The organism is Hydrogenophaga sp. SL48, assembly GCF_021729865.1.
In the GTDB taxonomy this organism is placed as follows: domain Bacteria; phylum Pseudomonadota; class Gammaproteobacteria; order Burkholderiales; family Burkholderiaceae_C; genus Hydrogenophaga.
On the sequence record NZ_CP063400.1, the window covers coordinates 209,882 to 236,285 of the forward strand.

Annotated in this window: 26 protein-coding genes; 10 read left to right on the forward strand and 16 right to left on the reverse strand. The window is 70.3% G+C overall.

The window, feature by feature from the left end:
- Positions 1-12: 12 nt before the first annotated feature.
- From IM738_RS00960 to IM738_RS01005, 10 genes are all read left to right on the forward strand, one after another.
- Positions 13-1,263, forward strand: coding sequence for an HDOD domain-containing protein (locus IM738_RS00960; RefSeq protein WP_236964041.1), 1,251 nt, complete (start codon positions 13-15; stop codon positions 1,261-1,263).
- Between the two features lie 90 nt (positions 1,264-1,353).
- A complete protein-coding gene (queC, locus tag IM738_RS00965) occupies positions 1,354-2,091 on the forward strand; it encodes a 7-cyano-7-deazaguanine synthase QueC (protein WP_236964043.1) in 738 nt (245 codons plus the stop codon).
- Between the two features lie 82 nt (positions 2,092-2,173).
- Complete coding sequence (locus IM738_RS00970; RefSeq protein ID WP_236964045.1) at positions 2,174-2,872, forward strand: hypothetical protein; 699 nt, start codon at positions 2,174-2,176, stop codon at positions 2,870-2,872.
- Positions 2,873-2,984: 112 nt separating this feature from the next.
- Positions 2,985-3,350, forward strand: coding sequence for a DUF1493 family protein (locus tag IM738_RS00975; RefSeq protein ID WP_236964046.1), 366 nt, complete (start codon positions 2,985-2,987; stop codon positions 3,348-3,350).
- Positions 3,350-4,426 (forward strand): serine hydrolase domain-containing protein, encoded by a 1,077-nt coding sequence (locus tag IM738_RS00980; RefSeq protein WP_236964047.1) that lies wholly within the window; start codon positions 3,350-3,352, stop codon positions 4,424-4,426. The genes IM738_RS00975 and IM738_RS00980 overlap by 1 nt, the downstream gene beginning before the upstream one ends.
- 30 nt (positions 4,427-4,456) lie before the next feature.
- Positions 4,457-5,038: an isochorismatase family protein gene (locus tag IM738_RS00985; protein WP_236964049.1), complete on the forward strand. Its 582-nt coding sequence runs from the start codon at positions 4,457-4,459 to the stop codon at positions 5,036-5,038.
- Positions 5,039-5,100: 62 nt separating this feature from the next.
- Entirely contained in the window at positions 5,101-5,736 is a 636-nt protein-coding gene (locus tag IM738_RS00990) for a LysE family translocator (RefSeq protein WP_236964050.1), read from the forward strand.
- A gap of 17 nt (positions 5,737-5,753) precedes the next feature.
- On the forward strand, positions 5,754-5,969 hold the full coding sequence (locus IM738_RS00995; protein ID WP_236964051.1) for a hypothetical protein: 216 nt from the start codon (positions 5,754-5,756) through the stop codon (positions 5,967-5,969).
- A 12-nt stretch (positions 5,970-5,981) separates the two neighbouring features.
- Positions 5,982-6,383: a VOC family protein gene (locus IM738_RS01000; RefSeq protein ID WP_236964052.1), complete on the forward strand. Its 402-nt coding sequence runs from the start codon at positions 5,982-5,984 to the stop codon at positions 6,381-6,383.
- Between the two features lie 67 nt (positions 6,384-6,450).
- Entirely contained in the window at positions 6,451-7,125 is a 675-nt protein-coding gene (locus IM738_RS01005; RefSeq protein WP_236964053.1) for a hypothetical protein, read from the forward strand.
- 14 nt (positions 7,126-7,139) lie between these two features.
- On the opposite strand, the gene IM738_RS01010 is transcribed toward IM738_RS01005, so the two are convergent.
- The 16 genes from IM738_RS01010 to gspL all read right to left on the reverse strand — a co-directional run bounded on the left by IM738_RS01010 (position 7,140) and on the right by gspL (position 26,366).
- The gene (locus IM738_RS01010; RefSeq protein WP_236964054.1) at positions 7,140-7,808 is read right to left on the reverse strand and encodes a class I SAM-dependent methyltransferase; all 669 of its coding nucleotides are present in this window, start codon (positions 7,806-7,808) and stop codon (positions 7,140-7,142) included.
- A 135-nt stretch (positions 7,809-7,943) separates the two neighbouring features.
- Entirely contained in the window at positions 7,944-9,113 is a 1,170-nt protein-coding gene (locus IM738_RS01015; protein WP_442908536.1) for an MFS transporter, read from the reverse strand.
- Positions 9,114-9,347: 234 nt separating this feature from the next.
- Complete coding sequence (locus tag IM738_RS01020; RefSeq protein ID WP_236964055.1) at positions 9,348-11,114, reverse strand: ABC transporter ATP-binding protein/permease; 1,767 nt, start codon at positions 11,112-11,114, stop codon at positions 9,348-9,350.
- Positions 11,115-11,249: 135 nt separating this feature from the next.
- Complete coding sequence (locus IM738_RS01025; protein WP_236964056.1) at positions 11,250-13,406, reverse strand: hypothetical protein; 2,157 nt, start codon at positions 13,404-13,406, stop codon at positions 11,250-11,252.
- Positions 13,403-14,185: a glycosyltransferase gene (locus IM738_RS01030; RefSeq protein WP_236964057.1), complete on the reverse strand. Its 783-nt coding sequence runs from the start codon at positions 14,183-14,185 to the stop codon at positions 13,403-13,405. The genes IM738_RS01025 and IM738_RS01030 overlap by 4 nt, the downstream gene beginning before the upstream one ends.
- Positions 14,185-15,186: an NAD-dependent epimerase/dehydratase family protein gene (locus IM738_RS01035; protein WP_236964058.1), complete on the reverse strand. Its 1,002-nt coding sequence runs from the start codon at positions 15,184-15,186 to the stop codon at positions 14,185-14,187. Before IM738_RS01035 ends, IM738_RS01030 begins: the two co-directional genes overlap by 1 nt.
- Positions 15,176-15,985 carry a hypothetical protein gene (locus tag IM738_RS01040; protein WP_236964059.1) on the reverse strand — a complete coding sequence of 270 codons (810 nt, stop codon included), beginning with the start codon at positions 15,983-15,985 and terminating at the stop codon, positions 15,176-15,178. Before IM738_RS01040 ends, IM738_RS01035 begins: the two co-directional genes overlap by 11 nt.
- On the reverse strand, positions 15,982-16,869 hold the full coding sequence (locus IM738_RS01045) for a class I SAM-dependent methyltransferase (protein ID WP_236964060.1): 888 nt from the start codon (positions 16,867-16,869) through the stop codon (positions 15,982-15,984). Before IM738_RS01045 ends, IM738_RS01040 begins: the two co-directional genes overlap by 4 nt.
- Positions 16,866-17,588, reverse strand: a complete 723-nt coding sequence (locus IM738_RS01050) for a class I SAM-dependent methyltransferase (protein ID WP_236964061.1) — start codon at positions 17,586-17,588, stop codon at positions 16,866-16,868. The genes IM738_RS01045 and IM738_RS01050 overlap by 4 nt, the downstream gene beginning before the upstream one ends.
- 86 nt (positions 17,589-17,674) lie before the next feature.
- Positions 17,675-18,571 carry a 5'-nucleotidase gene (locus IM738_RS01055; RefSeq protein WP_236964062.1) on the reverse strand — a complete coding sequence of 299 codons (897 nt, stop codon included), beginning with the start codon at positions 18,569-18,571 and terminating at the stop codon, positions 17,675-17,677.
- 173 nt (positions 18,572-18,744) lie between these two features.
- Positions 18,745-19,974, reverse strand: coding sequence for a type II secretion system inner membrane protein GspF (gspF, locus tag IM738_RS01060; protein WP_236964063.1), 1,230 nt, complete (start codon positions 19,972-19,974; stop codon positions 18,745-18,747).
- A gap of 113 nt (positions 19,975-20,087) precedes the next feature.
- A complete protein-coding gene (gene gspE / locus IM738_RS01065; protein ID WP_236964064.1) occupies positions 20,088-21,530 on the reverse strand; it encodes a type II secretion system ATPase GspE in 1,443 nt (480 codons plus the stop codon).
- Positions 21,531-21,540: 10 nt separating this feature from the next.
- Positions 21,541-23,682, reverse strand: coding sequence for a type II secretion system secretin GspD (gspD, locus tag IM738_RS01070; protein ID WP_442908478.1), 2,142 nt, complete (start codon positions 23,680-23,682; stop codon positions 21,541-21,543).
- A 34-nt stretch (positions 23,683-23,716) separates the two neighbouring features.
- Positions 23,717-24,508, reverse strand: coding sequence for a type II secretion system protein N (gene gspN / locus IM738_RS01075; RefSeq protein ID WP_236964065.1), 792 nt, complete (start codon positions 24,506-24,508; stop codon positions 23,717-23,719).
- Complete coding sequence (gene gspM / locus IM738_RS01080) at positions 24,508-25,050, reverse strand: type II secretion system protein GspM (protein ID WP_236964066.1); 543 nt, start codon at positions 25,048-25,050, stop codon at positions 24,508-24,510. The genes gspN and gspM overlap by 1 nt, the downstream gene beginning before the upstream one ends.
- On the reverse strand, positions 25,050-26,366 hold the full coding sequence (gene gspL, locus IM738_RS01085) for a type II secretion system protein GspL (RefSeq protein ID WP_236964067.1): 1,317 nt from the start codon (positions 26,364-26,366) through the stop codon (positions 25,050-25,052). Before gspL ends, gspM begins: the two co-directional genes overlap by 1 nt.
- Positions 26,367-26,404: the final 38 nt, after the last annotated feature.

The following is a 26,404-nucleotide window of genomic DNA, read 5'->3' on the forward strand; positions in this document are numbered from 1 at the left end:
CAGGCCCCCGGGATGAGCCACACCGTTCTCGACAGCGTCGCCATGGCCTACCAGCCGGTCTGGAACCGGCGGCGCCTGCTCGCCGCGGTGCGCCTCAGCGTGAGCCCGGTCCACCCCGGCGCCGTCGATGCCGCGCACCTGATGCAGCTCCTGGGCGACGACTGGCCGGTGGCCGCGCCGGTGCTCATCCTCACGCTGCGCTCGCCCGAGCTGCTGCACCAGGCGCTCGGCTGCAAGCCCGTGCCCAACACCTGGCTCGAAGTGCCAGCGAGCCTGTTCAACCAGCCCGAGAGCCTGGCCCTGCTGTCGGTGGCCACGCGCCGGGGCCACCAGCTGCTGCGCCACGCCGCGCTGTCCGACCTGCGCGGCGAAGTCATCGCGCCACTGGACGCGCGCAGCCTGCTCAGCCTCGACGCCGAAGAGGCGTTCGAAGCGCTCCAGGCGCGCCCCACCGAAGGCCAGCCCGTGCCGTCCGCGCGCACGCCCATCCTGCCCGGCCACCTGTACCAGAACGTCTGCAGCCGCAGCCTCGCCGACCATTGCCTCGATGAAGCCGGCGCCTGGGGGCTGCTCGGCTGGCCCGACGACGACGTGTTGCACGCCTGGCGCGCGCGGCCCATGGGCTGCGACGCCGTGGTGATCGCCATGATCCGCCAGGCCATCGACAACGACAGCTCGCTCGACCAGCTGGAGCGCTTCGTGCGGCAGGACCCGGTGCTGTGCTACCGCCTGCTCTCGTACCTCAACTCGGCGGCCTTCGGCGGCCGCCACGAAGTGGGCTCGCTGCGCCACGCGCTGATGATGCTCGGCTTCTCAGCGCTCGACAGCTGGCTTGGCCAGCAGCTCGCCGGCAGCGACAGCGACAGCGCGTTGCACCCCGTGCGCTACGCGCAGGTGATGCGCTCGCGCCTCGCGCAGCACCTGCTCGAATCCGGCTCCGAAGAAGCCCTGCGCGCCGAGGTCTACACCACAGCGCTCTTCGCCCAGCTCGACCGCCTGCTGCACCAGCCGCTCGCCGCGCTGCTCGGCCGCCTGCCGCTGTCCGGCCGAGTCGCGGACGCGCTGGTCCGCCACAGCGGCCCCTATTTCCCGCTGCTCGACATCGCGCGCGCCCAGGGCGACGTGGAACACCTGCACCTGCTGCCCGGCATCTGCGAACAACACGAGATGAGCCTGGAGCAGGCCAACCGCGCGCTGCTGCGCATGCTCTCGACCAGCCGCGACCACGGGCTGGTCCCGGCCAAGCAGCCCAGCCAGGGTTGAGCCCCCAAGCGTCACGGCACCCGGGTGCCGCGCCGGGGCTCCGCCGCTGCGCGGGTCGCTGCCCCCCAGTTGCACCGCTACCATCGGGTCATGGTCACCGCCCAACCCCACCACACCAGCGCCCTTGTCCTGTTTTCAGGCGGGCAAGACTCCACCACCTGCCTCGCCCACGCCCTCGCGCGTTACCCGCGCGTCGAGACGCTGGGCTTCGACTACGGCCAGCGCCACAGCGTCGAGCTTCAGGCGCGCACCGTCGTGCTGCAGAAGCTGCGCGAGCAGTTCCCCGCCTGGGGCGAGCGCCTGGGCGAAGACCACCTGCTCGACCTCGCCGTGCTCGGCAAGGTCAGCGAGACCTCGCTCACCCGCGACATGGCCTTCAAGATGGAAGCCAGCGGCCTGCCCAACACCTTCGTGCCCGGCCGCAACCTGCTCTTCCTCACGCTGGCCGCCGCGCTCGCCTACCGCCGCGACATCCAGGTCATCGTCACCGGCGTCTGCGAGACCGACTACAGCGGCTACCCCGACTGCCGCGACGACACCATGAAAGCCCTGCAGGTCGCTCTCAGCCTCGGCATGGACCACCGCTTCCTGATAGACACCCCGCTCATGTGGATCGACAAGGCCGAAACCTGGCGCATGGCCGAAGCACTGGGCGAATCCGCTGGTGTGGCCGGCGGCGGAAAAGCCTTCGTGGACCTGATCGTGGAACACACCCACACCTGCTACCTCGGCGATCGTGAGCACCGGCAGGAGTGGGGTTATGGGTGTGGGCGTTGCCCGGCGTGTGAGTTGCGGGCTCGGGGGTGGGAGCGGTACCGGGGTGTGTGAGAGCATCCCGTTGACACCCTGCTACAGCACGCGTTTTGCACGACCGCGATGCGCTTCGATCACGTACTCAGACCCTCCGCCCATGAGAATTTGCACAATCTTCAAACTGACACTGATTTTGTTCACGGCTGCTTTGCTGGGTGGGTGTGTCAGCCCCCCGGAGATCAAGACCAGCGCCGCCGCACCGTTGTCGGTTCCAACGGGGTTGAAAAGCAGGACGCTGGGCCTTGGCCCTGTCGTGACACGGATCAACCCGGACGAGTCCAGCGTGGGTGTTCGTTACAGCTGGTTTGGCAGGTCGGCCAGTCTCCCGCGCTTGCCGCCGGACGCTGCCCTGGTCACCCGTGGTGACATGGTGCGCGTGTTCGATGGCGTCCTGGCACCGCTCGGGTACCAGCTCCAGAAGAAGTCTTCATCGGTGTTCGAGCCATCGGCTGTGCCGGATCTGGTCCTGGGGGGCAGCATTTCAAAAGTCGTCGCCGACGCATGGCATCTGCACGCCACCGACCCCAGCTATCGCGGAGGGCTGGCCGACATCATCAAAGGTCACGCAACCCTGGACATCACCTGGGAGGTTTTCGATACCTCGACCGGCCACGTCATTTACACATCCAAAGTCGTGGGCCGCTTTGAGGCCGATGGCAGCGTGCCCGGAGGTGTTTCGAGCCTGATCTTGAATGCCTATGTCGATAGCCTCAAAGGACTGGTTGCGGAACCGGCGTTCCGGGACGCCATTCTGAATTCGAAACCTGCGGTCAAGGACAAGGAATCTGCAGCCTAGGCGCTCAGTCGCTGCCCCCAGGGGGTGTGCCTTTCGTCTTGAACAGCAACATAGAGCGGCTTCGCCGCTGAGGGTTGTGGTCCGGTTCTCTTCGCTTTGAGTCGTCAGCAGCATGCCCGCAAACTCATTTGAGGAAATTCGACAGTTCGTCGCAGCGTTCACCGGCGCTTCGGCCGCGCAGATTGACGGCAGAACCACCCTTCTCGGCGATCTTGGAATCAATGGTGATGATGGGGACGAGCTTCTGGCCTCTTTCGGCGAAAGGTTCAACGTGGATATGTCTGCTTTCGAGCCGAGCAAACATTTCGGATCTGAAGGATTCTTCTGGCCATGGGCGCCGCTCCACTGGCTGTTGCTGCGGCTGCGAAATGGCACCCCAGAGCAGAAGTCAGGTCGCATGGCCATTTCGGTCGCTGATCTCGTTCACGCGGCGGAGAAGGGTGTTTGGCCGTCGTGTATCGGGAGACAACGTCCGTGATGCCCGTGGCGCCCCTGTCCCGCCGTGAACTTCTGCTTGCGGGCGCCTGTGCCCCCTTTCTCACCGCCTGCGCGACCGACCTGGCGCGCTACAGCGGCGAGCCGCTCCTTGCGCTCGCTACCCGGCTCGGCGTGTGCGCGGCGAGCCATGTCTCCCTGCACGCCGGCCGGGCCGGCGCTCCGGTGTGGGTGTCGGGCTGCGCGTCGGCCAGTCCCTGGCCGTCCGATCCCGTGTTCCAGGCGGCGTCGCTCACCAAACCCGTGATCGCTTTCGCAGCCCTGAAGCTGGTGCGCGAGGGGCGGCTGGATCTGCGAGCCCCGGTCTCGCGCTACCTGCCTGAGGGCTATGCCCACCGCCAGAAGCCGTTCAACGGACCGGCCGACAACCCCATCGATCGGGTGCCCGCGAGCACCCTGGCGCGCATCCCGGTGGGGACCTTGCTCAACCACAGCGCCGGTCTGCCCAACTGGACGCGGGGCGCGCTGTCGCCCGGGTTCGAGCCGGGCACGCGCTGGCAATACTCGGGCGAAGGGTATGTGCTGCTGCAGGCCGTGATCAGCGCGGTGGCCGGGCAGGACATCGAATCGTTCATGTCCAGGGCCGTGTTTGAACCGCTCGGCATGCGGTCCACGCGGCTGCGTCTGACGGACGACATCCGCGAGCGGGTGGTGGACGGCAGCTCGTCGCGGGGCGGGCGCGTCCGCTTTGACATCACCGAGCCCAACGCCGCGGCTTCGCTGTACACCACCGCCGAGGACTACGCGAAGTTCATGGCCGCGTGGCTGGCCGACGCGCCGCTGCTGTCGTTGGCGCTCGCCCGTCCCATGCCCGTGGACCTCGCGCTGGGTCTGGCCTGGGGCCAGGGCTGGGGCATCGAAACAGCAGAAGGCGGCCCTTACCTCTGGCAGTGGGGCAACAACCCGGGGTTCCGCGCCTTTGCCATGGTCTCGGTGGTGTCCGGCAACGGGTTCGTGCTGTTGACCAACAGCGAGCGTGGCATGCCGCTGGCCGCGCCGCTGGCCCGCGCCACGGTGCCCGTCGAACATGGTGTTTTCCGCTTTCACATGCTGGGCTGAACACAGCCTTTCCACATCGAGGAGTCACCCATGGCCACCATCCGACCCGGCAATCAATCCGCACTGCTCGTCGTCGACGTGCAGGTGGGCGTCGTCGCCAGCGCCTGGGAAATTGACCGGGTGGTCGGCCGCATCGCCCACGCCGTGCAGCGTGCGCGGGCCGCGGGCGTGCCCGTGGTCTGGGTGCAGCACGACGACGAAGATCTGCCCAAGGGCAGCGCTGAATGGCAATGGGTGCCGGCGCTGGTGCCGCAGGCCCAGGATGTGCGCGTCTACAAGCACCACAACTCCTCGTTCGAGCAGACCACGCTGGAGGCAGAGCTGGCAGCGCGGGGCGTGTCGCACATCGTGCTGGCGGGGGCGGTGAGCAACTGGTGCATCCGCGCGACCGCCTACGCCGCGCTGGAGCGTGGTTACGACCTGACCCTGGTCCGCGACGCGCACACGGCAGACGCCATGCGGCTGGACGACGGCACCGTCATCGAGGCCTCGGGCATCGTGCAGGAGCTCAACGCGGTGGTGTCCCGGCTGGCTTACCCGGGGCGCAGGAGCGGCACCGCCAGCGCCGAGCAAGTGGGCTTCTCCCCCTCGGGCGGCGCGCACTTGCGCTGAGGGAGGTGCTTCCTGAGTCGCGAAGGCGGCCATCGGGCCCGACGACGGACAATGCACCCACCATGCTGACCACCTTCCTCACCATCGCTGTCCTGCACTGGGTCGTTCTCGTGACCCCGGGCGTCAACTTCGTGCTGATCGCGCAGCTGGCCGCGGGCAGCGCGCGCAGCGTCTCGCTCGCTGCCGTGGCCGGCATCACCACGGTCACGCTGACCTGGGCGACGCTGGCGATCCTGGGCATGGGCGCGGTCTTCGCCGCCCACCCGGCGCTGCGCCAGGCGTTCCAGGTCGCTGGCGGCGCCTACCTCTGTTATGTGGCGTTCAAGCTCTGGCGCTCGCCCCCGGTGGACGCGAATGCCGAGGTGAAACCGGTCACGACCAGCCGCCGGGCGGCGTTCCGCATGGGCTTCATCACCAACGTGTTCAACCCCAAGACCGCGCTGTTTTTCGGCAGCGTGTTCGCGACCGCGTTGCCGCCGTCACCGAGCGTGTGGGTGCTGCTCGCGGCGGTGCTGCTGGTCTGGTTCAACGCGGTGGTCTGGCACGTGTTCCTCGCGCTGGCCTTTTCGCAGGGGCGCATCCAGTCGGTCTACCAGCGCTGGCGCGTGGCGCTCAACCGGGGCGCGGCCGGGCTGGTGGGCGCGTTCGGCCTGCGGCTGCTGGCGGTGACGCTGCAGGAATTCCGGGCGCGGGGCTGAAGCAGCACGGAAACACCATGAACCCCAACGCCGACGTTTCCTCGCTGATGCTCTCTGTGTTCTTCGGCGCGCTGGGCGCGGGTTATGTGGTGTACGGGCGCAAGCAGCACGCACTGCCGCCGTTCCTGTGCGGGGTGGCGCTGATCGTCTTTCCGTACCTTGTGACCGGCGGCCTCATGACGCTGCTGTTGGGCGCTGCGATCGCCGTGGTGCCTTATTTCTGGCGCAACTGACAGGGGCTGACCATGTTTTCTCACCTCTTCATCGGCGTGGCCGATTTCCCCCGCGCGCTGGCCTTCTACCGCGCGCTGATGCCGGTGCTGGGTGTGCAGGAGCGTTTCTGTGAGCCCGAGCGGCCGTGGGCGGGCTGGCAGTGTTCGCCCGGGCCGCGCCCGCTGCTGCTGATCGGCACGCCGTTCGACGGCCAGCCCCACGCGCCGGGCAACGGGCAGATGACCGCTTTGCTCGCCAGCAGCCGTGCCATGGTCGATGAGGCCCACGCGGTGGCGCTGGCGCACGGCGGCCGCTGCGAAGGGCCGCCCGGGCTGCGCCCCGAATACCATGCCCATTACTACGGCGCCTACTTTCGCGACACCGAGGGCAACAAGCTCTGTGTGGCCTGCCACACGCCGGCGGAGCTTCCCTGAATCGCCGGTGTGTGGGTCAATGAAAACCGTCGCCGTGCGGATCACGGCATTTTTCTAGAACTGTCACATGAAGCTGTCACTTTCACGTTGTCGCTGGCCCCTGGTGGCCTGTCTGTCTTCGGCGCTGCTGCTGGGCTGCGCCGGTCCCCAGGTGGCGAAGGAGGCCACGGCCGAATCGATCAAAGACCGGGGTGTGGTGGTCGTGTCCGTGACGCACGATGCGGAAACGGGTCGCCGGGCCAGTGCGGTGTTCGTCGTCGACCAGCAAGCCAAGACGATGGAGACGCGTGTGTTGCGTTCGGTGGAACAGGTCATGGGGATTCCGAAGGGCAGCGACTTTGAGGAAGAGCGAGGCCGTGTCTATGTGCTGGACGTTGAACCTGGCGTGCATTCGGTGGACTCGTGGCAATCTGCGGGTGAGTCGGTGCGCATTGCTCCGCGCAACGCGCCCGCGCCGCTGCGCTTCGAGGTCAAGGCGGGCGAGGTGGTCTACATCGGCAACCTGAACCTGAACCACACCACCGGTCGCAACCTGTTCGGCATGTCGGTGATCGCCGGGGCGCTGCCCGAGGTGCGGGATCGCCGCGAGCTCGATCTGGCGATCGCCGAGCGCAAGGTGCCGTCGATCCAGGGCAGGGTGCAGGTCAGGCTGCTGCCCCTGGGCCCGTGGAGCGACGGGGCCGTGGAGCGGCAGGTCGAAGCGGTGCCGCCCGCCATGCTGGTGCGGCCGGTGAAGCCGTGAACGGTTGAGGGTGTTCAGTGCGCGCCGGGCGGCCCCGGCCAGGTGCCGGTGGCGATGAAGATGCTGCCCATCCAGGTGGGGTGCGCTTCAAACCCCTGAAGGCGGGCCGCGAGTTCGCTCCAGGGCTGGGCCAGGCCGTCGAGCGAGCTGACGGAATACAGGGCCGCACCCATGACAAAGAGGTTGACCGGCCAGGCCCACGGCGCCGCCCATTGCAGCCCGGTGGCCACCACGCGGGCGCCGGGTTTGAGGTGCGACAGCACGTTGTCGAGTGCGGCCGGCCGGCGCAGGATGTCGTGGGTGAAGTGAAACAGGGCGGCATCGGCCTGGCCCCGCCAGCGGGCGTCTTCCGCGGGCGCCTGCTCCAGCGCAACGTGTTGCCAGGCCGCTGCGGCGACACGCTCGCGGGCCTTGGCCATCATTTCGGGGCACTGCTCGATGCCCACGATGCGGCCGCCGGGGCCCAGCCGCGCCATCAGCGGCGCGAAGCTCAGGCCGGTGCCGCAGCCCACGTCCAGCACCGTCTCGCCGGGCTGCAGACGCAGGCGCTCAATGGCTTCGAGGCGCAGGGGCTCAAAGGGCTCCAGTTCGCTGTCGTACTGGTGGGCCCGCGCCCGGTACTGCTCCAGCGCCACGTGGCGAGCCGGCTGTGTGGGTGGGGCTGTGGGCCCGTGTTTGACCATGGTGGACCTCCGCGACGGTGGCCCCCAGCGTACGGCGCGGGGGCCCGATCCACAAGCGGCAATTCACCCCAGGTGTGACCAGGCGTTGATCTCGGTCAACCCCCGGAACGGGCGCGACAGGGCCCGCCGCGGGCCCTACGGCGTGATCCGCACCGGCCCCTTGCGCCCCGCCGCCGGGTGCTCGCGCGCGTCGGCCAGCGCCCAGGCAAACACGCCCAGCCCGGCCAGCGCCAGCAGCGCGCCCACCCAGCCGGTGGCCGTCCAGCCCAGGCCGGCCGCGATGGCCAGGCCGCCAAGCCATGCGCCCAGCGCGTTGGCGGTGTTGAAGGCCGAGTGGTTGAGCGCGGCGGCGAGCACCTGCGCTTCGCCGGCCACGTCCATCAGCCGCAGCTGCAGCGCCGGGCCGATAGCCACGGTGGTGCCGATCAGGAAGATGTTGATGGAGCCCAGCACCACGCTTTGGGCCGTGAACACATAGGCCAGCAGCACCACGATGGACCACACCAGCATGCCGCCCACGGTGGGCATGAGGGCGCGGTCGGCCAGGCGCGAGCCCAGCACGTTGCCCACCACCATGCCCAGGCCGAACAGGGCCAGCACCACCGGCACGCCGGCCAGCGGCAGCCCGGCCACCTCGATCATGGTCGGCTTCACGTAGCTGAACACCGAGAACAGGCCACCGAAGCCGATGGCGCCGATGCCCAGCGTGAGCCAGACCTGCTTGTTGCGCAACGCGCCCAGCTCGCGCAGCGGGCTGGCGCCGGCGGGCGCGGGCAGGGCGGGCAGGGTGCGCTGGATCAGGCCGGCCGCCAGCAGGGCGATGGCGCCCACCAGCACGAAGGCCGCGCGCCAGCCGAAGTGCTGGCCCAGCCAGGCCGCGAGCGGCACGCCGAGCAGCGTGGCGAGCGTGAGGCCGCTCATCACCAGGCCGATGGCGCGCGCGCGCTGGCCCGGCGCGGCCAGCGCGGCGGCCACCAGCGCGGCCACGCCGAAATAGGTGCCGTGCGGCATGCCGGCCACGAAACGCAGCGCGTTGAGCGAGGCGTAGCCCGGCGCGGCGGCGCTGGCGAAGTTGCCGAGCGCAAAGGCCAGCATCAGCGCCACCAGCAGCGCGCGGCGCCCCCAGGTGGCCGCCGCCACGGCCAGCACCGGCGCACCGATCACCACACCCAGCGCGTAGGCGCTGATCACGTGGCCGGCCTGCGGGATGGTGACGCCAATGTCGGTCGCCACCTCGGGCAGCAGGCCCATGATGACGAATTCGCCCGTGCCGATGGCAAAGGCGCCGATGCCCAGCGCCCACATGGCGCGGCCGGTGTGGGCGACGGGTTCGGGCAGGGCGGGGGTGGACGAGAGGTCGGTGGCGGAGGGGCTGTGCACGGGGAAACAAGAAAGAGAGGGCGGCCGGCATCGTGACACGGCCGCCCGAACGGCGTGCGAAACCTCAGTAGAAACCCTTAAATTCCAGGCCAAACAGCCCCCTCGCGGGCCGTGCGTGGCCCGCGAGGCTGGTTCACCCGGCCGCCGCGCCCGTCGCGCTCAACCCGCCATCAGCCGGTGGCGGGCGCCGCCACCCTCGCCGGGTTGCAGCGTCCATTGGGTCTGGTGGAACGACGCCACCGTCGGGCGGTGCGCGATCGAGATCAGCGCGCCGTTCTGGGATTGCACCAGCGCCTGCAGCCGCTCGTAGACCGTGCGTTCGGCGGTTTCGTCGAGCGCGCTGGTGGCCTCGTCGGCGAACAGCCAGCGCGGTTGCTTGAGCAGGGCGCGGGCGATGGCCAGGCGTTGCTGTTCGCCGCCCGAGAGCTTCTGGCCCCAGGTGTCTTGGTCGTCCAGGCGCCCGGTCAGGTCGGGCAGCAGCGCGTCGCGCAGCGCCTGCTGCAGCTCGGTGTCGCTGTAGCGGTCGGCGGCTTCGGGGTAGGCCAGCGCCTGGCGCAGCGTGCCGACCGGGAAGTAGGGGCGTTGTGGCAGGAACATCACGCGCTGGTCGAAATCGGCCGGGCGCTGCACCTCGCCCCGGGCCCAGGGCCAGATGCCGGCGAGCGCGCGGAACAGGGTGGACTTGCCGCTGCCCGAGGGGCCTTTGACCAGCAGGGTGTCGCCGGGCTTCACGGCCAGGCCCTGCGCCGACATCAGCGCGACACCGCCGGGCAGGGCGAGATCGAGGCGGTCAATCTGCAGCGTGTCGGTGCGGCCGGTGGTGGCCAGCGTCTCGGCGGCCTGCAGCGACCGGAAGCTTTCTTCGAAGCCGGTCAGGCGGTCGGTGGTGGCGCGCCAGGCGGCCAGGCTGTCGTAGTTGTCGACGAACCACGACAGCGAGTCCTGCACCCGGCCGAAGGCCGATGAAATCTGCATCAGCTCGCCGAGCTGGATGGCGCCGCTGAAGAAGCGGGGGGCGGCGACGATGAAGGGGAACACCACGGCGGCCTGGCCGAAACCGTTGGTGAACCAGATCAGCCGCTTCTGTGCCTTGATGAGCTGCAGGTAGTTGCCGAGCACGGCGCCGAAGCGCTGGCCGAGCTGCTGGCGCTCCACCGGTTCGCCGCGGTCGAGCGCGATCGATTCGCTGTATTCGCGCACGCGCATCAGGTGGTTGCGGAAGTCGGCCTCCACGCGTTGTTGCTGGAAGTTGAGCCGGATCTGCGGGCGCCCGATGTAGTGCGCGAGCACGCTGCCCACGACGCAATAGAGCACGGCCATCCAGACCATGAAGCCGGGGATGGTGTGCGAGCCGCCGTTGAAGTCAAAGGCGAAGCTGCCCGAGAGCGTCCAGAGAATGCCCACGAAGCTCACCAGCGTGACCACCGCGTTGAGCAGGCCCATCGAGAGGCCCAGCGTGGCGCTGGTGAAGAGGTTCAGGTCTTCGGCGATGCGCTGGTCGGGGTTGTCGGGCGGCGTGTCGGCGCCCTGGGCGAAGCGGGTGAGTTCGAGGTGGTAGAAGGCCTGGTTGCCGAGCCAGCGGTCGAGGTAGTGCGCCGTCATCCAGGCGCGCCAGCGCATCTCCAGCAACTGCCGCAGGTAGAAGCGGTAGACCGCGATGATGATGAAGCCGAAGGCGAGGTAGGTGAAGCGCCCGAGCTCGCGCCAGAACGTGACCTGGTCCTTGTTCTGCAGCGCGTCGTAGAACACGCGGTTCCACTCGTTGAGCAGGACCAACATGTACACGCCGGCCAGGTTGAGCGCGATGATGGCCGCGAGCAGGCCGCGCGCCTTCCACTTTTCTTCGGAGTTGAAGTAGGGCAGGGCGAGTGCCACCACCTTGCGTGTGAAGCGGCGGAACTGGGCCCATTTGCCGGGTTCGGACATGCGGTTCTCCGGGTGAAGACGGGTGTTGAGCAGGGGTGGATGCTAGTCGGTCTGCGCTTGGGCGGTGGCGGTGTGCCGGCCGAAGGGCGTGAAGGTGGAGCCGCGGCTGGGCGCGGAGTTCAACGACCCGGCGCCTCAAGGCTGGCCGGCGCGCTCGAGGTCCGTCATGTCAAACGACATCAGCGCCAGGGCCAGGGGCCGTGGGTCCCCGTCGCCGGCCGGCTGGGCGGGGGTGTCGGTCAGCAGCTGCACGGTGGTCCTGGGGGCGGTGAGCAAGTGCTCGAACACCAGTGCCTGAGGGCCTCCGGGCACCAGCCGCGCGCTGGCCACGGTCGTGCCGTCGATGACCACCCGAACGCCGCGCGGCACCAGCGTCCGCAGGCCCAGCGCCACGCGCACCCGCTGTGGCAGCGTGGCGGTCTGGCTCAGGGTCAGCTGTGCGTCGCCGCCCGTCCAGGCCCAGCGCGTCCCGTCCCCGTGTTCCCAGCCGTGAAAACCCTTGCCCAGCAGGGGGGGCAGGCGCGGCGGGGGCGTGGTCGGCGCGCCCGTGGCCTGCAGCGCGTAGAAGGCCAGCGAGCCGTCGTCGCTCGCCAGCGTCAGGTGAAGCCCGTGGGCGCGCCATTCGCGCTCCTGCCCCGCGCCGTGGTCGGGCGTCGCGCGCCGGTCCAGCCAGAGGCCGTTGAAACCGCTGGCCGCCGCCAGCTGCAGCAGCTCGGCCGTGGGTTGTTGCGCCAGCGTGCGGTGCCAGAGGTCGCCTTCGCGCCCACGCGCGCCGCCGTGGCTCCAGCGCAGGCGCTGGCTGTGCAGAAAGCCGCGCAGCTGTGAATAGCTGCCTTCCTTGTGCAAGGGGGGCGCTTCCGGAAACGGCACATAAGGCAGCTGCAGGACGCCCGATCCGGGCGGCAGCGCCTGTTCGATGCGCTGGACGAAGGCGCGGTCGCTGGCGTGCTGCGCGCCGATCCGCTCCGATGAGGGCCGCGGATGGGCGGGCACCTGGTCCCACAGGCCGATCAGCAGCAGCAGCGTGGCCACGCTCACCAGCGCGCCGGGCCGAACCCTCGCGGGCACCGTCTGCACCCCTCGCTGCACCAGCAGCAGCAGCGCCGCGATCGAGAAAAAGGCGATCACCACGCTGATCCGGTTGAGCGCGCGGAACTGCGGCTCGACCACGAGCGCGATCAGGGCGCCGCCGCCGCCGGCGATGGCCAGCAGCAGGGCCACCGCGCTGGCGCGGGCGGCCACGCCGAACGACGGCGGGGTGTGCAGGCTCCGGTGCCCCGACAGCAGGGCCAGCAGCAGGCACAACAACCCGGCGCTGCCCAGCAGGCCCAGCGTCGAGGTCTGGTTTTCGTTGACGAACGTGGCGCCGGCTTCGTAGGCGCGGGTCCAGCCCGCCAGGGTGGGCGAGCGGTGCTGGTTCGAGGGCAGGACCAGCTGCAGCGGGCGCAGCGCATACACCTCGACCTCGTGCATCGACCTGGCCGCGACCTCGGTGTTGCGACCCTCGGTGTGCCGGTGCCACAGCGACGGGGCGAGGTTGATCAGCACCAGGCTGCCCACCAGCGCGCAGACCAGAGCACCACTGACCAGGGGTTTCCAGGCGCGGCGGCGCAGGCTTTCGAGCAGACCCGCCGCGAAGACGAGGCACAGCCCGAAGAAGGCGTAGTAGATGCTGGTGGAGGCCAGCACGGCGCAGGCGAGCCAGACCGTCCAGCGCCCGGCGCCCAGGCGCCCCGCTTCGTGGAACGGCGGGCGCTCGCCCGACACCCGCAGCACCAGCCAGGCGGCGATGGGCACCGCGTAGTAGCTGGCGAGGAACAGGTGTTCGAGCCGGATGAAGTGGAACGGCAGGCAGGTGAACAGCAGCGCGCCCGCCACGGCCAGGGGCCACGACAGGCCGAAGCCCCGTCGCAACACGGCCAGCGCGCTCAGCGCCACGAAGTGGAAGCCCAGGCCGAAGAACAGGTTGTGGACCAACGCGATGTTCTGTGTGAAGAGGCCGGCGAACCGGTAGAAGGCCAGGTGCAGCACCTCGGGTTTGGCGAAGTCCAGGAAGTTGGCCCCGAACGGCGCCCCCAGTTGCGGGTGGCTGGCGTACCAGCCCGTCTGCAACACCGTCTTGATGACGAACAGGCTCCACAGGCCGTCGGCGGTGTAGGTCAGGGGCAGGGCCAGCCAGTCGGTCAGCGGCCGGTACAGCCAGGCCAGCACGGCGGTGCAGATGGCCAGCGTGGCCACCACGGCGAAGGTGGTGCGAACCACCGGCGACCGAATAAGGCCTGAGCTGGTCATGGCGCGAGGTTGACCCGGTCCGCCACGGGCGCGTCGGTGAGTGGCGTTGGCAGCTTGTCGTGGGCCAGGGCGCGCCGGCAGGCCCAGGCACAGCGCAGGCTGCGCAACGCGGCCTTCATGCGCCCCATGGCCGAATAGGCCGAGGTGCCGACCGGGCGAGGCTGGCGCCTGACGGGCACGCCACACCAGCCCGGCGAAAACGCCCGCGCCATCACCACGACCTGGGGGTGTTCGAGGCCGGCGCGGACCATGCGCTCCCGGACCGCCTGGGGCATCACCAGGTAGGTGCCCACGTCCGCCGGCATGCGCAGCAGCCAGCCCAGCACGGTCTTGAACAGGCGCGAGGTCAACATCCGCCCGAGGCCCTGGTACACGCCCTGGCGCCGCGCGAACGCCGTGTGGCCCGTGCGCTGGCAGGCCGCGATCAGCTCGGGCAGCAACTCGGGTGGGTCCTGCAGGTCGGCGTCCATGACCGCGACCCACCGCGCATGGACCTGCGCCATGCCCGCGAGCAGGGCGCGGTGCTGTCCCTGGTTGCTGGCGAGCAGGAGCCCCGCGATGCGCGGGTCTTGCCGGGCCAGTGCCTGCACCACCGGCCACGCATCGTCGGGGCTGGCATCGACCACGAACAGCAACCGGTGGCGCCAGCCGGTCGGCCCCAGGGCCTGCGCGACGCGCTGGGCCAGCTCGGGCAGGGTGGGCGCGTTGCGGTAGACCGGCACCACCACGACCACATCGCAGTCGGGCGCCGGTGGCGTGGCCGGGGTCGGGTACTGCATCACACCGCCTCGGGGCGCTGGTCGTCCGGGTCCGACCAGGCGCTGGGGTGCCGCGCGTGCCACGCGGCGGTCTGGCGCAAGCCGTCCGCCAGGCTGTACCGGGGCACCCAGCCGAGCCGGGCTTGCGCCAGCGAGCGGTCGGCGAAACGGTGCTCGGCGTCGGTGGCGCGGGGCGGGAGTTCGCCGGCCGACCGCCGGACGCTGCGGCCCAGCACCGACTCGACGCACGCGACCAGGGCCTCGTTGCTGGTCTCGACGCCGCTGCCGATGTTGAACACGTCGCCGGGCGCCGCCTTGTCCGCGGCCAGCAACAGCGCTTCGCAGACGTCGTGCACGTGGACCCAGTCGCGGCGGATGCCGCCGGCGGTCATGGGCATGGTGTCGCCCGAGAGCGCCGCGCGGATGGCGGTGGGCGCCAGCCGGTGGGCCGACTCCCAGGGGCCGTAGACATGGAAGAGGCGCAGCACCGACACGGGCGCGCCGCCTTCGGCCGCCGCCTGCCGGTACAGCACGGCCGCGGCGGCCTTGGTGGCGCCGTGCCAGGTCAGCGGGGCGATGGGGGCGGTTTCCTTCAGGGCCGTGTCGGACGGCGCGTATTCCAGCGAACTGCCGGCCACCACCAGCCGTTCCACCGCGTGGCGGCGCACGCAGCCCAGCAAGGCCTGGGCGCCCAGCACGTTCACGCGCAGCATCTCGTCGCGCGCCGCCGCGTCGTGGCCACGCGGCACGGCGAGGTGGAACACGAACTCGGGCCGCACCCGGGCGAACACCTGCTCCAGCGCGTCGGCGTTGCCCACGTCGACGTCGTGCCGGGTGAGCGCCTCGCCCAGCCCGGCCAGCCGCCAGGCCTGGCCGCCCGGGCGGACGGTGGCGTCGACCCGGCCACCGGCCGTGAGCAGGGCCCGGATCAGGTTGGCGCCAATGGCCCCGGCCCCGCCGGTGACCAGCAGCCGCCGGCCCCGGAAGCGCGACGCCAGCGCGTGCAGCGGTTCAGCGTCCATCACCGCCACACACCTCGCGCAGCAGCTGCTCCAGCGCACGGCGGTCGCGGGCCACCTCGGCGGCGCTGCGCTGGTGGCACTGCTGCCAGAACGCCTGAACGTCGTCGACCAGCCGCGCCGCGCCCACGCGCTGCACGTCGCGCCGGAACGAGCGGCGCATGAAGGAAAACTGGCAGTCCAGCCGGGCCATTTCTTCGACCAGCCGCGCGCAGGGCACCGGCGTGCCACCGTCGATCGCGGTCACGCCGCCAAACCCGAAGGTCGTGCCGCCGAAGGCCTCGCGGGCGCGCTCGACCGAGCCGTCGAGCACGGCGCGAAAGATCGAACCGCCGCCCCGGCTGATGGAGAAGTCGTTGAGGCCGAAGTACACGCGGTCCAGCGGCAGCTCGGCCAGGCTGTCCACGCAGGCAAGCGCTTTGACGGTTTCGACCAGGATGCCCACCGGGCAACGCCCGTTCACCGCGCGCAGGAAACGCTCCACCTCGTGCGGTGCGGTGACCATGGGCAGAAAGAGTCCCTGAGCCCCCGCGGCCAGCGCGGTGTCCACCTCGTCGGGCATCTCGGGCCGGTCGCGGTTGATGCGGCACCACGCCGTGGCCCCGGGCAGGCGCGCCACCTCGGCCAGCTCGGCCGTTCCCTGCGGCGCGACCTCGGTGTCGAAACCGTTCTGCCGCTCGACCTTGCCCACGTGCTCCCAGTCGACGATGAACCGCCGCACACCGGAGGCCATCACGGCCTTGGCGCTCGGGGCGTTGGTCTCGAAGAGCATCAGCTCCATATCGGCGTGGACGGCGCTCACCGCGGTGCCTCCGCCCGGGCCCAGACGAAGAGCGACGACCCGAACGGCAGGGACAGCCCGCCCAGCCGGTCCACCTCGAAGCGGTTGACCGCGCCCAGCCAGCGGTCCAGCGTGGGCGAGGGCCGGCGCTCGGTCTGTTGCGCCGAGCGCCCCGGCCAGTGGCGGCTGGCGTACACCAGCGGGAACAGCAGGCACTGGAAGTGGGTGTGGCCCACGGTGCGCCAGCCGTTGCGCGCCAGCTCCAGTTGCATCTGGCGCCAGCGGTAGCGGCAGCGGTGACCGGCCCGCACGTCCATCTCGCTCCACAGCGAGGGAAAGGCGGGCGCGGACAGCAGCAGGTCGGCACCGGGCCGGGCCAGGCGGCGGGCTTCGGCGAGGAAGGCGTCGCCGTCCACGTGTTCGATCACGTCGAACGCGGTCAGCAGGTCGTGGCGGCCGGGGCCGAGCCGGGTGTCGGTCACGTCGCCCTGCACGAGCACCGCCTTGCTGGAGGCGGCCTGGGCCTGCTGAAGCAGGCGGCGGTGGCCGTCGACCGCCGTCACCTCGGTCGCCCGCGCTTCGAGCAGCGGCAGGCTGAGCCCCGCGCCACAACCCAGCTCCAGCGCGAGCTGCCAGGGCGATGTCCGGCGCCGGGCCAGGCGTTGCAGCAGGCGCTCCACCAGGCGGTTGCGTTCGCGCACCCAGAAATGGTCCTGCGTGACGAGGTCGGACAGGCGGTCCGCCGCTTCGGTGTCGAAGCCGTCGGGCGCGCTGTCGTCTTCGGCCAGCCACAGGCGCGGCAGCGGGGACGGTCGCAGCCCGCAGGTGGGGCAGGCCACCCGCCCGCCGCCGGTGCTGCACGGCTGAAGGCAGCGGGGGCAGGGTGGCGCGGCGGCGGCGTTCACGCGGGCAGCTGGGCGCTGAAGAGCTGGAAGGCGTTCGGGAACGGCACCCAGGCCTGCCGGTCCAGCCACCGCTCCACGCGGTCGCCCAGCGGGCGGTTTTTCAGGACCGGTGGAAAGTAGCCGTAGCCCTGTGCGCGGGTCCGGGTGAAGCCGGCCCGCTCCAGCGCCGGCAGGATCTTGCCGGGGCGCATGGACGTGAGCGAGGGTTCACCGGCAAAGCGCATGCCGGGGGTGAAGAAGATCTGGGCGTAGTACAGCGGGTTCCAGGCGACCGGTTCGCAGAACGCGACGGTGGCGCCCGGCTTCAGCACCTTGGCCAGCCCGGCGAACACCGCGTCGAAATCCATGAGGTGGTGCAGCACGAAAAAGCCCATGGCGTGGTCGAAGGGCTCGCTGATGTGGTCGCCGACGGTCGCGATGTCGCAGCACAGCGTTTCGATCTGGTGGTCGGACGCGGTCTCCAGCTGCTCCAGCAGCACCGGCGACAGGTCGTTGGCCACGATGTCCCAGCCCCGCCCGGCCATCAGCAACGTGAACTTGCCCGGGCCGGCCCCCACCTCCAGCACCCGTTGGCCGGGCAACACCGGCAGGGCCGACAGCATGCGCTGCACATGGGCGTTGACGTAGGTCGTGGCGCCCAGGGCCAGCCGGGCCCGCACCACGGTGTCGAAGTAGGTGCGCTGGTACTGGTTGTGTGCGATGCGGTCGGGGGTGTCCATGGGGCTGCGCACTCCTGCGTTGGGGGTCTGTAACAACGGGTTCAGTATAGGGTTCGACGGCTTCGCCGCCGCCCTTTTGGGCCGTGCTATCGGTTGGAAATGCCGCTCGCCACATGACCGGCCGGCACGTGCAGCGAGGCCGACTCGATGTGCCCGGTCTGGTCGTCGAAGAAGAAGTCGGGCTCGAACTCGCGCAGGAACTCGCCCTTGGGCAGGCCGCCGAGGAACATGGCCTCGTCCACCTCGATGTTCCAGTCCATCAGCGTGCGGATGGCGCGCTCGTGCGCCGGGGCGCTGCGTGCGGTGACCAGTGCGGTGCGCACGTGTATGGCGCTCGTGCCCTCAGCCTGCAGGCGGTGCAGCGCTTCGAGCAGCGGCTTGAACGGCCCACCGGCCAGGGGCTGGCCGGCGTGGCTGGCTTCGTGGGCCTGGAACGCCGAGAGGCCTTCGCTCTGGTACACGCGCTCGGCCTCGTCGGAGAACAGCACCGCGTCGCCGTCGAAGGCGATGCGCACCTCGTTCGGGTGCGCGTCGCTCGCGTGCACCGACAACGGGTACACCTGCGCGGCGGGCACACCCGCGTCGAGCGCGGCGCGCACGTCGGCCAGGTGGGTCGAGAGGAAGAGGTTGGCGCGCAGCGGGCGCAGGTAACGCCAGGGCGGCTGGCCGCGCGTGAAGCTGCCGCGCTGGATCGGGAGGCCGTAGTGCTGCGCCGAGCGGAACACGCGCATGCCCGAGACCGGGTCGTTGCGCGAGAGGATCACGACCTCCACCCGCTGCGTGGTGGCGTCGTTGAACGCCAGCAGTTTTTTCACCAGCGAAAACGCCACCCCCGGCATCGCCGGCACCTCCAGCCTGTCCAGCTGCAGCTTCATGTAGGCGCGGTCGTCCCCGGTTTCAAACAGGCGGTTCTCTTCTTCAAAGTCGAACAGCGCCCGCGAAGAAATCGCAACAACAAGCTGGCCATCAAGCGTCACAGGCATGGGGAAGAGTCTCCGCGAACAAACAAGAGAAGCGCGAAGCGTAGCCCAATTGCGAGGCAGCGGAAGGGGAGCAGGGGAGTCCGTCCCACCGGGAACGCGGCGGAACCGGCTTTGCCGGGCCGCTCGTGTTGCCCCCTGGGGGGTGACGCGCCCTTAGGCGCGGCGCGGGGGGGTCACTTCACCAGCTGGTTCAGCTGGATGATCGGCATCAGCACCGCCAGCACGATCAGCATCACCACAGCGCCCATGACCACGATCAGCAGCGGCTCCAGGATGGTGGCCAGGTGCATGGCGCGGCGCTGCACTTCGGCACCGAGCTGGTTGGCCGCGCGCTGCAGCATCACGGGCAGCTGGCCGGTCTGCTCGCCCAGCCGGGCGAACATGGCGACCAGTGGCGGGAAACGCTTCTTGCTCGCGAGCGCCGAGGCCAACGGCGCGCCCTCGCGCACGAGCACCAGCGCGTCCAGCGCGTCGGCGCGCATGGCCTGGTTGCTCAGGGTTTCGGCGGCGGTCTGCAGCGCGCGCAGGATGGGCACGCCGGCCGAGGCCAGCATGGCCAGCGTGGCGGCGAAACGCGCCGCGTTGTAGCCGCGCGCCAGCCGCCCCACCAGCGGCAGGCGCAGCCAGGCCGCGTCCATGCGCTGGCGCAGCGCCGGCTGCTTGCGCGCCATCGCCAGCGCGAAGCCCCCGAGCACCAGCAGGCCCAGCATCAACCAGCCGTAGCTGCGCACGAAGTCGCTGATGGCCAGCATGGCCACGGTGAGGAAGGGCAGGGCGCGCTTGCTGCCCGCGAACACGCCCGCGACCTGCGGCACCACGTAGCTCACGAGGAACACCACGATCACGATGGCGACCAGGGTCACGATGGCCGGGTAGAGCGATGCGCCGATCAGCTTGCTCTTGAGCGCCTCGCGCGTCTCCAGATCGTCGGCCAGGCGCTCCAGCACGCTGCCGAGCTGGCCGCTCTGCTCGCCGGCCGCGATCACGCCGGTGTAGATGGCGGAGAACTCGCGCGGGTGCTGGCCGAGCGCGCGTGCGAACGGCGCGCCGGCGTTGACCTCGGCGCGCAGCGAGGCCACGAGACGGCGTTCTTCGTCTTTTTCCGCTTCTTCGGACAGCGCCGAGAGCGCGCGCTCCAGCGGCAGGCCCGCCGCCACCAGGCCGGCGATCTGGCGCGTCCAGACCGCGAGGCCGGTGGCGTTGAACACGCGGCCGCCCCAGAGCGTGGTGTTCAGCCCCTTGCCCTTGCCGTCGGCACCGACGTTCACCGCCGGCTCCACCGACAGTGGCACCAGCGCACGCGCGCGCAGCAGCCCGCGCGCGGCCTTGGCCGTGTCGGCGTCGATCAGGCCCTTTTGCGTGGCGCCCTGGGCGTCGATGGCTTCGAAGGAATAGGCGGGCATAGAGGTGTCTCAGGCGCGAAGTGGCCCCACCCGGGAGCACCGTGGAACCGGCTTCGCCGGGCCACTGGTGCTGCCCCCTGGGGGGTAGCGGCGAAGCCGATGCGGGGGGGGCATCAATCCCTCGTCACGCTCAGAACTTCCGCTTCCGAGGTGATGCCCTCGGCGATCAACCGCTGCCCGTCCGCGCGCATCGAGCGCAGGCCCTGCGCGGTCGCGGCCGCGATCAGCTCGCTCTCGGCCGCGCGGTTGTGCACCAGGGCGCGGATGGCGTCGTCGGTGACCAGCAACTCGTAGATGCCCGTGCGGCCCTTGTAGCCGGTCTGGTTGCAGTGCGCGCAACCCACGGGTTGCCAGCGGCCTTCGCTGTCCTGGCGCTTGCACAAGGGGCAGAGCTTGCGCACCAGGCGCTGCGCGAGCACGCCCAGCAGCGAGCTGGAGAGCAGGAAGGGCTCGACGCCCATGTCGGTCAGGCGGGTCACGGCGCTGGGCGCGTCGTTGGTGTGCAGGGTGGCGAGCACCAGGTGGCCGGTGAGCGAGGCCTGGATCGCGATCTGCGCGGTTTCAAAATCGCGGATCTCGCCGATCATGATCACGTCCGGGTCCTGGCGCAGGATGGCGCGCAAAGCCTTGGCGAAGTCGAGGTCGATCTTGGCGTTGACCTGGGTCTGGCCGACGCCGGGCAGCTCGTACTCGATCGGGTCTTCGACCGTCATGATGTTCTGCTGGCTCGCGTCCAGGCGCTGCAGCGCGGCGTAGAGCGTGGTCGTCTTGCCCGAGCCGGTGGGGCCGGTCACGAGGATGATGCCGTGCGGCTGGTGCACCAGCTTCTCGAAGCGCCCGAGCACATCGCCCTGCATGCCGACGGCCTCCAGCGTCAGGCGGCTCTCGCTCTTGTCCAGCAGGCGCAGCACGGCGCGTTCGCCGTGGGCGCTGGGCAGGGTGGAGACGCGCACATCGACCGCGCGCGTGCCGATGCGCAGGCTGATGCGGCCGTCCTGCGGCAGGCGTTTTTCGGAGATGTCCAGCTCGGCCATGATCTTCAGGCGCGAGATCAGCGCGGCGTGCAGGGCCCGGTTGGGTTGCACCACCTCGCGCAGCGTGCCGTCCACCCGGAAGCGCACGCTCGAATGCCGCTCGTACGGCTCGATGTGGATGTCGCTCGCGCCGTCGCGCGCGGCCTGCGTGAGCAGGGCGTTGAGCATGCGGATGATGGGCGCGTCGTCGGCGGTTTCCAGCAGGTCTTCGATCGCCGGCAGGTCCTGCATCATGCGGCTCAGGTCGGCGTCGCTCTGCACCTCGCTGACCACGGCGGCGGCGCTCGATTCACCCTGTGCGTAGGCCGCGCTGATGCGCTGGGTCAGCACCTCGCCGGGTTCCCACTGCATGTCGCTCACGTCGTGGCAGCGCAGGATTTCGCTCAGGGCCGAGAGGCGGCGGGTCTGAGCGGCCTCGTCGGCCGCGGCCGTGCTGCTGCCGTGCAGGGTCAGGCGCCCGGCGTCGTCTTCCAGCAGCCAGAGGTGCTCGCGCGCGAAGGCATAGGGCAGCGGGTGCTTCATGGGTGTCGGGTCATTGCGACGGTGCCAGGGGCGCCAGCGGCGTGGCCTGAACGCCTGGGGCCGGGATCTCGGGCGCGCGCTCCGGCGGCATCACCGGTCCGTTGTTGACCCTCAGCGCGCCGCTGGGGTCGGGCTGCGCCTCTTTCTGTATCGAACGCATCAGCTCGTAGCGGTCGAGCGAGAAGTTGCTGGTGGCGCGCGCGTCGCGCAGCACCACCGGGCGCAGGAACACCATGAGGTTGGTTTTCTTGCGGTTGCGGCTTTCGCTCTTGAACAGGTTGCCAAACAAGGGAATGTCGCCCAGGCCCGGGACCTTGGACTGGTTGCCCGCGTACTCATCCTGCAGCAGGCCGCCGAGCACGACGACAGCGCCGTCGTCCACCAGCACGGTCGATTCGATGGTGCGCTTGTTGGTGATCAGGCCGGTGGTCGAGTTCAGCGACGAGGCCTGCACGCTGCTGACCTCCTGGAAGATCACCATCTTGATGGTGCCGTTCTCGCTGATCTGAGGCTTCACGCGCAAGGTCAGGCCCACGTCCTTGCGTTCGATGGTCTGGAACGGATTGACCGAGCCGTTGGCCGAAGATCCGGTGCCGGTGTTGGTGAACTGGCCGGTGACGAAGGGCACGTTCTGGCCGATCACGATCTTGGCCTCTTCGTTGTCCAGCGTCAGCAGGTTGGGGGTGGAGAGGATGTTGCCGTCGCCGTTTTCCTGCAGGAAACGCGCGAGGAAGCCCAGCAGGTACACGCCGTTGCGCCGCGACGCCATGCCCAGGTTGAGGCCGGTGCCCGGCGCGGTGATGTCGGACACGCTGCCCTGCGCGATGGGCAGCAGGTTGGTCAGGATGTTGTTGCCGCCGGTGCCAAAGTTGGTGCCCAGCAGGCCCACCGTGTTCTCGCCGAGGTTGCCCAGCGGGCCTTGCCACTGGATGCCGAACTCCGCCGCCTTGTCGGCGTTGACCTCGGCGATCAGGCTTTCCACGTACACCTGCGCGCGACGCGAGTCGAGCTGGTCGATCACGGCGCGCAGCTGGCGGTACTGCGGCTCGGGCGCGGTGATGATGAGGGCGTTGGTCGCCGGGTCGGCCTGGATCTGGCCGCCGGTCGAAGGTGCGGCGCTGCCGCTCACCGGCGCGGTGGCGGGGTTGGACGTGGTCGTGGTGGTGGCGGCCCCACTGGCGCTGCGCACCGTGGTGCTGCCCGACGATCCGGCGCTCGCGCCACCGCCGCCTTCGCCGGCCATGGCCGCGCGCAGCGTGGTGGCGAGCGCGGTGGCGTCGGCGTTCTTCAGGTAGACGACGTGGATGTTGCCCGCCGCGTTGGTGGCGCTGGGGCGGTCCAGCTGGGCCACGAGCGAACGTGCCAGGGCCAGCCGCGCCGGGTTGGCCGCGCGCAGGATCAGGCTGTTGCTGCGCGGCTCGGCCACCAGCGTGGTCTTGTACGACGGATCGCCGGCCTGGCCGGGGGCGGCGCTCGAGCCCGCCGGTTCGATCAGGCGCAGCACCAGTGGCGCGAGATCGACGGCGATGGCGTGTTGCAGCGGAATGATCTCGACGTCGGTGGCGCCCGAGACGTCCAGCGCCGTGATGATGCGGCCGATGCGCTGCAGGTTGTCGGCGTAGTCGGTGATGACCAGCGAGTTGTTGCCGGGGTTGACGTTGATGGTGTTGTTGGGCCCGATCAGGGGGCGCAGCACCGGCACCAGGTTGTTGGCCGACTCGTGGTTGAGCCGGAAGATCTGGGTCACGATCTGGTTGGACGACGCGAGTTGGCTCACCGGGCCGGCGTTCACCGGGTTGCCCTGGAGCTTGGCGTCGGCCTCGGGCACGATCTTGTAGATGCCGCCGGTGTCCACCAGCGTGAAGCCCTGCAGGCGCAGCGCGGCACCGAACTGGTTGAGCGCGACGGCGGGCGGCACCGGTTTGTCGGTCGCGAGGTTCATGGTGCCCTTGACACGTGGATCGACAACCACGTTGCGCCCGGTGATGGTGGCCATGGTGCGGGCCACGGCTTCGATCTCCGCGCCCACGAAATTGAGCACCACCGGCTCGGCGTTGCGCCGCTGCTGGGCCTGCGTCAGGGGCGCGGCCAGCGGGCCGAGCACGAGGCCCATGGCCAGTGCGAGCGCGGCGGGAGAGAAGGTCGGTTTCATGTTTTGATCCTATCGCGAAGTCCGGCGCGCAAACTTATCCGAACGTAAGCAGCGAGCGCACGCCTTCGCGCCGCCCGATGATGCTGAGCAGGTTGGCCAGCGCGGTCTCGTTGCCGGGCGCGGCCTGCGCGTCGCCGCGAAAGCGCAGCCGGCCACCCACCCACTGGCCGTTGCCTTGAAGTTGCAGGCCGCCGCTGAGCGTGGTGAGCGCGAGGGTGGCCTGGTCGCCTTCGGGTCTGGCCCGCAGTTCGACGCGGTAGCTGCCCAGCGGGCGCAGCGTGGACACGCGGGTGGCGAGGTCGCGCGCTTCGATCACGAGCAGCCCTTTCAGTTGAGGGCGCCCGCTGTGCCAGGCCACCGTGAAGCCGGGCGACTGGAACAGCAACTGGCCGTCCAGGCGCAGGGTGTTCCAGGGTGTGCCCAGCCCGACCAGCAACGCGGCGGGCCAGCGGCTGCTGAAGGCGGAGAACACCAGGTCGGCGTTGCCCAGGCCCGGGCGCACCGTGATGCCGATGGGTTGCTCGGTGCAGCAGGGTGAACTCAGTCGGGCCTTCAAGACCGGCCCTTGTTGCCAGCCCGGCATCAGCGTCCAGCGCACGCCTTGCGGCAGCGCGGTCTGGCCCCGGCTGCCCTCGCCGCCGCTGAGCAGCAGGTCGCCCCGACCGTTCCACACCGTGCCTCGGGCATTGACCAGTTGCACCCGGCCGCCGGTGGCGCTGTCCAGCGTCGTGCCCAGCCAGCGCGCGGGCGCAAAGACCAGCAAAGCGATCAGCAGACCCAGGCCAGCGCCCAGCCAGGCCCAGCGGACGGTGTGGGGGTGTGCCATCAGTTGCCGGTTCCCAGACCGGGGCCGGCCAGCACGATCTGGCCCGTCCAGCCGTCGGGGTTGCCGCCGCGCTGCATCTGCGCCTGCACCGGCAGCAGCCGGGCGTTGACGCGCACCTGGTGGAGCCACTGCGCCAGGGCGCGCGGGGGTGTGCTGCGCAGGGTCACCGTGGCACGGTCGCCCTGCAGCGCCATCTGCGCGCTGGCACCGAGCGCGCGGGTCGCGTCTTCGAGTGCGCGCAAAGCCGCGTCGCGGCCGGGCGGCGGGGTGGCGTTCTGCTTGCGCAGCACCTCGGCGCTGGCGGCCAGGTTTTGCATCTGGCTCAGTGCCTGGTCGAGCTGGGCCTGCTTCGCAGGGGCTTGCTGCAAGGTCTTGAGCGCGGGCGCCAGGCCCACCCACCACAAGAGACCCAGCCCCACGACCCAGGCGGCGATGTGCACCGCGCGTTGCTCGCGGGGCGACATGGCCTGCAGCGTGGTGCCGAGGCGCTGACTGAGGCGGGTCAGGGCGGAGGCTTTCTGGGTTGGATCGGGTGCGGCCATCAGGGGGCTTTCGGTCGGATGCGCAGCGAGCCGCCTTCGACGCTGGCCGCCCAGCCGCGTTCGTTGAGCGCTTGCTGCAGAGACTGGAGTTGGGGCTCGGGGACGTTCCAGGCGCCCAGCCGGGCATCACCGGCGGAGAAGTCGAGTGCGGTGGGCGCGGCGTTGGGCGCGGCCGCCGCGATCGCCGCCAGCATGGCCTCCAGATCGCTGGTGGAGAGGGTGCCGCTGGCCTGCTGCAGGCGGGCGAGCCCGCGCCGCATCTGCAGTGGTGCGTCCATCACCAGGTTTTCACCGGGGAAGGTCTCTCGCAGGGCCTGTGTCATGGCGGCTTGCTTGGCGGCCATGGCACTGCGCTCCATCCAGGCCATGGCGTTGAGGCCGCCCATCAGCGACAGCAGCAGTGCCGCGAGCCCCCAGCGCGCGGGACGCCAGGCCGGGGCGCTGCGGAACTGGCGCAGCGACTGGCGCAGGCGCTGGTTGCGGCGTGCGCCGCTGGAGAGGCTGAGATCGAACTGCGCCAGGTTCCAGTCGGACTGGGCGCAGCGCAGCAACCAGGCCGGCGGGGGCATCAGGTCGAAGCGCTGGTTGCACGCCTGTTCGGCCAGCGCGGTGATCGAGGGGTCGGCCAACCAGCGTGTGGTGGCCGGATCGGAGGCGGTCGGCAGGTGACCGTGGGTGTTGCTGGCCGCGGGTCCGAGGTCCCCGAAGGTTGAATCGCCGAAGGTGCTGGATGGGCCGAACGTGCTGGTGCTGCTTTCACGCAGCGGGACGCTGCGCACGCCCAGCGGGTTGGCCGTGGACAGCCAGACGCCGTCGCCTTCGTCGTGGGCCCAGTGCACGGTTTCGCTGCGGTCGCCGCCTGCCGCCGAGGTGGGCCAGAGGGAGGGCACGATGCGCGACACCGGGCGACCCGCTGCCTCAAGCACCTGCAACCAGGACTTCAGCCAGGCCTTGTGACAGGCCGCCACCCAGAGCGTCTGCCCGGGACGGCTGCCCGGCTCCAGCGCAAAGTGCAGGTCGGACGGGTCGTTCAGCAGCCGGTCCTCCAGCACGCCGTCCAGCGCGGCCCTCAGCCGCGCCGCAGCCACTTTGGGCAGCGTCACACGGTGCCAGGACACGGTGCGCGGCGGCAGCACCAGCACCACATCGTCGTCCGCCGGCAACAGGGCGGCGGCGCAACTCCCGTGGTCGCCCTGCTGCTGGCCGTTGGGCGAGCGGACCCAGTCCAGCACCGAGGTCGGGCTGGCGGCGGCGGTGGTGAATTCGGTCGGGGTGAGGATCAGCACGTCGGGAAGCGGCGGCAGCGCGCGGGGCACGCTGGACAGCCTTTCATTCTAGTGAGATACCACCCGGC